General features: G+C 64.3%; 5 protein-coding genes. 1 reads left to right on the top strand and 4 read right to left on the bottom strand.

Going from position 1 to position 4479, the window contains the following annotated elements:
* Both NTW26_07705 and NTW26_07700 read right to left on the bottom strand, forming a co-directional pair.
* The coding region (locus NTW26_07705; protein ID MCX7022138.1) for a hypothetical protein at window positions 1-1015 on the bottom strand (1015 nt) is incomplete at its 3' end.
* Window positions 1016-1975, bottom strand: coding sequence for an acetyl-CoA carboxylase carboxyltransferase subunit alpha (locus tag NTW26_07700; protein ID MCX7022137.1), 960 nt, complete (start codon window positions 1973-1975; stop codon window positions 1016-1018).
* A 302-nt stretch (window positions 1976-2277) separates the two neighbouring features.
* Here NTW26_07700 and NTW26_07695 point away from each other — a divergent pair, with 302 nt between their 5' ends.
* Entirely contained in the window at window positions 2278-2646 is a 369-nt protein-coding gene (locus tag NTW26_07695) for a hypothetical protein (GenBank protein ID MCX7022136.1), read from the top strand.
* Between the two features lie 125 nt (window positions 2647-2771).
* Here NTW26_07695 and NTW26_07690 read toward each other — a convergent pair whose 3' ends face one another.
* Window positions 2772-3407, bottom strand: coding sequence for a lytic transglycosylase domain-containing protein (locus NTW26_07690; GenBank protein MCX7022135.1), 636 nt, complete (start codon window positions 3405-3407; stop codon window positions 2772-2774).
* Between the two features lie 26 nt (window positions 3408-3433).
* Window positions 3434-4150: a LytR C-terminal domain-containing protein gene (locus NTW26_07685; protein ID MCX7022134.1), complete on the bottom strand. Its 717-nt coding sequence runs from the start codon at window positions 4148-4150 to the stop codon at window positions 3434-3436.
* Between the last annotated feature and the right edge of the window lie 329 nt (window positions 4151-4479).

Below are 4479 nucleotides of genomic sequence, written 5' to 3'. Positions count from 1 at the left end.
CACCCTGGGGAGAGACCACGTCAGAGAGATCCTTGAGCAGGGAAGTGGAAGCCCGGCGCAGGGGCACATTTCGGCATGACCAGGAATCAAGCAATGCAGCCTCGCGCGGGTCAGCACCGAAATTCTCGGAGACCAAAACAGCCCTGATCGTGCATCCGACAAGGGTTGCCTCCTCGAGTACCCTGAGTCCCTCAGCTACGACCAGATCCGGGGGACAACGGCGGGCTTGGCCGGCGGCCAGGCGGATGGTGGCGGTGTCCAGGTAGCCCAGCGCCCACCAGCGTCCCCCCTTGTGCCGCACCGCGTTCAGGGTCAACGCGCCCCAGCCGAGACCGAAAACGGCGAGGTCGGTCAGCCACTCGTCTTTGGGGTCCAACTGGTTCGGCTTCTCCGGGTCGGCTTTGGACGACGGGTTGAGCACCTGATAATACCCGTGGCGGAAGAGGAAGGCGTGGGCGCTTTCATGGGCCAGAATCGAGCCGAGCGCCAGTGGGTCGTCCCGGAAAGCCTCCGCGACGTAAATCCGCCGCGGCTCGGGGAACTCCGGCACGCCGGTCATCGGCGGCCGCTCGATCACCTGCACCTGCCCCGGAACCTCGAGCCAATCCGAAAACTCGACCGGCACCGGATCCTCGCCCGTCCAGGCGGCCAGAACCCCCTGGAATCGCGTCGGGTCCCCATGCACCAGGAAGTCCCGGTATAGCGTCTCGACGTCCAGCGGACCTTTCGCGGCATCCCCGCGGACGTAGCGCAGGACGAAGTCCACCTCGTCCAACAGGGCTTGGTCCACGCCGGTCGGCTCCTCCACGGGCAAGAGGCTGTTCAGGAAAAAAACCCGGATCTGGAGATCCCGTTTCTTCCCGAAGAGGCCCCTCTTCCCGGCCCCCCGCAGGCGGACGGTCCCCCCGCTTTCGAACCCCCCGGGGAGCGGAAAGCGGAGGTGAATCCCCTTTGAATTCAACTCCACCGCGTCCCCGCGGGCGGCCGCAGCCGGGGAGACGAAGAGATACTCCATCTAATCCTCGGCGTACACTCCCATGGCGCGGAATTTGTCGTAACGCTTTTGGAGCAGCTCGTCCACGGGGAGCTTGGTGAGTTCGGCCAGGTCGGCGACGAGGACCTCCTTGACGATCTGGGCCGTCTCGTCCACGCCGTTGTGCGCCCCGCCGAGGGGCTCCGGCAGGATGCGGTCCACCACGCCGAGGTCCACCAGGTGCCTGCCCGAGACGCGGAGCGCCTGGGCGGCCTCCTGGGCCTGGGCCTGGTCGCGCCAGAGAATCGCCGCGCAGCCCTCGGGGCTGATGACCGAGTAGTAGCTGTTCTCGAGCATGTACACCCGGTCGCCGACGCCGATGCCCAGCGCGCCGCCGGAGCCGCCCTCGCCGATGACCACGACGATCATCGGCACCCGCAGGGTGAACATGTCCCGGATGTTACGGGCGATGGCCTCGGAGATGCCGCGCTCCTCGGAGCCGATGCCGGGGTATGCGCCGGTGGTGTCGAGGAAGGAGATGAGGGGCAGGCCGAAGCGGTCTGCCAGGTCCATGATCCGCCGCGCCTTGCGGAAGCCCTCGGGGTGCGGCATGCCGAAATTCCGCTGGAGCTTTTCCTTGGTGGAGCGCCCCTTCTGGTGGCCGATGAGCGCCACCGGCCGCCCCTCCAGCCGACCCACCCCGGTGACCATGGCGTGGTCGTCGGCGAAGTACCGGTCCCCGTGGAGCTCCACCCAGTCGGTCAGGATGCGCTGCACGTAGTCCAGGGTGTAGGGGCGTTGGGGGTGCCGCGCCACCTGGACCCGCTGCCAGATGGTCAGCTTCGCGTAAACCTGCTCCTTGAGCTGCTCCAACTTGGAGGAGAGGGTCTCTATCTCGTCGGCGAAGTCCACGGGGCCTTCGGCATTGAGCTTCTTCAGCTCCTCGATGCGTCTGGCGAGGTCGAAGATCGGCTGTTCGAAGGCTAGCTGGGCGAACTCCACGCGTTCCTCCGCAAAAAAAAGTCGAGCCCGACGGCGTTCAGCCTGATTTTCGGTTCACGGTTGTGGTGGCCGCGACGAAGCGGTCGACGGGCGACCAGCATCCCGATTCCCGCGCACCAGCCGCTCTCCGTCCTTTTGTACCACCGCCCGGAACGGACCGCCCCCGTCCGGCGACCGGCCCCCTTGCCCGTGAGAAACGATTGGGCTACTATTGAAGGTACCGTAGCACGACGGGGGGGAAGTGTCAAGATAAAGGCGGCATCGCGCTCATTCATAACATACTGGATTGTAAAGGCTTATCCATGACAAGACGCCTCATTCTCCCCGCCCTTTTCCTCCTGACGCTGGTCAACGGGGACTGCAACCCAAACCGGATGGAGGACCTCATCGCCGACCTGGCGGGGACGTGGAATGGCTCTGCCGATTCGGGCAAACAGTTGAACCTGGATATCGCGGAAAACGGCTACACCATCGGCAACTACGAATCCTACTACTTCACCGGCCAGGCCTCGCTCTACGGGACGGATTTCGTGCTGAACTCCATAGACATTTACATATCGGGCACTTACACCGCCGAAAGCGAAAAACTGGATGGGATCCTCTACGATTCTCGCGTTGACCCCGAGAATCCGACCCAGGACGGATTCACCGTCTTCCGGGTGAAGGAGTAACCCCAGTTGAAAAAACGAGGGCTCCGAAGGGGCCCTTTTTTAATCCATCATCCGAAAACCGGGCGCCGTCACGCCAAGGGATAAAACGCCGACCCCGAAGGGGCCTTTTTCAATTCTCCAACCGGTCAGGGCGTTGGGGGGACGTTGGTGATGGTCCCGTCGGGGGCGATGTACACGGGTGCCGAGGACGCGCCGTCGGTTACTTCAACCGTCTCCCCGCCCGCCCCGCCGTAGCGCCGGTAATTTTCCAAAACCAGGACCACGTAGCGCTGGGTCTCGGGGTAGGGCGGCACCGCGCCGTAGTACTCCACGGACCGGGGCCCCGCGTTGTAGGCGGCCAGGGCGAGGCGGAGGTCGCCGTCGAAGCATTCGAGCATCGCGCGCAGGTATCGGCAGCCGCCATCCACGTTGGCCGCGGGGTCCCAGGGGTCCGTGACGCCCAGCTCCCGGGCGGTGGCGGGCATGAGCTGCATCAGGCCCATGGCGCCCGAATTGGAGAGGGCCTTCGGGTAAAAGGCGCTCTCCACCTTCACCACCGCCTTGACCAGGGCGGGTTCCAGGCCGTAGCGACCGGCGGCGGACGCGATCAGGGGGGCGAAGTTTTCCTCGTTGGAGGCGGAGGCGGCCAGCGCCTCGGGGGTGGGCACGTAGAGCCGGGGATGAGCGGGGACATTGGTGATGACGCCGTCGCGGATGACCACCTCGTCGGCCCGGGCGGCCAGGAGGAAGAGGAAGGTCAACGTGAAGGTCCGTTTGAGCATCGCCGTCCCCCGCGGCGGTCGGCGGCCTATCCGCCGCCGAGGACCACCTGCAGGTCGTAGGGGATTCCGGTCACCGAACCGGGCAGGCCAAGGGCCTTCTTCAGGGCCAGGGCGTACTCGAGCTTGTCCGGCGTGCAGGAGATGGTGGTGCGTTCGCAGTCGAAGGTGCTGTTGTTGCGAATGTCTACGATTGTCAGTCCGAATCCGCCCAGCTTATCCGCCATGCGGGAGCCCATGCCGGGGACACCGCTGCCGTTGAGCACCTCGGCGGTCAGGTTGGACGCCCCTCCGGGCAGCTCGCCGGAGTCGGGCGCCGCGGCGAGAACATTTTCGATGTCCCGCCCCAGGACGACGGAGAGGTCCACCCGCCGCGGAGGCCCGAATCCCAGCAGATCGGACAGCCGTTCGGCGAAGGACCGCAGCTCCTCACTCTCGCCGTGGTAATAGACGACGTTGACGTTTCCGGTGCCCAGAGCGGCAACGGGCACGGCGCTGTACTCGGTCTGGCCGAGTTGGGAGAGCTGGTACTCCACGTCGTTGAGCTTCTCGGCGTCCGCCGGCGTGTGCCAGACCTCCACCGAGTAGTGCCTTGGGAGGACAATTTCGTCAGGCGGCTCTTTACCCTCGGGCACCTCGCTGACCATGGCGGTTTCACCGTTGTGTGTCTCGACGGTCGGCGTTTCCTCCTGGGGCTCCCAGGGCCGCCAGAGGATTAGAGTGGTGCCAACACATATAACAGCCAACAGCGCCCATAACCACGCCCTGTTCTGCTTTTTTGGCCAGTCTTTAAAGTCGGACGTTTGAAATTGCGTTGTGACCGAGGCTCCAACCGTTACACCTTCTGGAGCCTGTTCATGTTGATGTTCTTCTATCTGCTTGGGGTGGGGGGGCTTTGCAAAAGGCGGTCTATCCTTGGCTTTTAACCGGGTTATGTCTTCCGCGCTCATCAGGCGGGTTTTGCCCGAAGCCGGAGTTGGTTCGGATTCTTCCCTGTCTGGGTTAATGAGGCGGGTTTTACCGTAATCCCTTGTCTGTTCAGTGTCTTCGCTATCCGGTGTGAGCAGCCGTGTTC

Source organism: bacterium (assembly GCA_026398675.1).
In the GTDB taxonomy this organism is placed as follows: Bacteria; RBG-13-66-14; RBG-13-66-14; order RBG-13-66-14; family RBG-13-66-14; genus RBG-13-66-14.
The sequence above is the reverse complement of the archived record's forward strand: the minus strand, read 5'-3'. Positions and strand labels throughout refer to the sequence as shown.

Coding starts and splice junctions, on each gene's coding strand:
- NTW26_07695 (MCX7022136.1), top strand. CDS start 2,278: ATGACAAGACGCCTCATTCTCCCCGCCCTTTTCCTCCTGACGCTGGTC.
- NTW26_07690 (MCX7022135.1), bottom strand. CDS start 3,407: ATGCTCAAACGGACCTTCACGTTGACCTTCCTCTTCCTCCTGGCCGCC.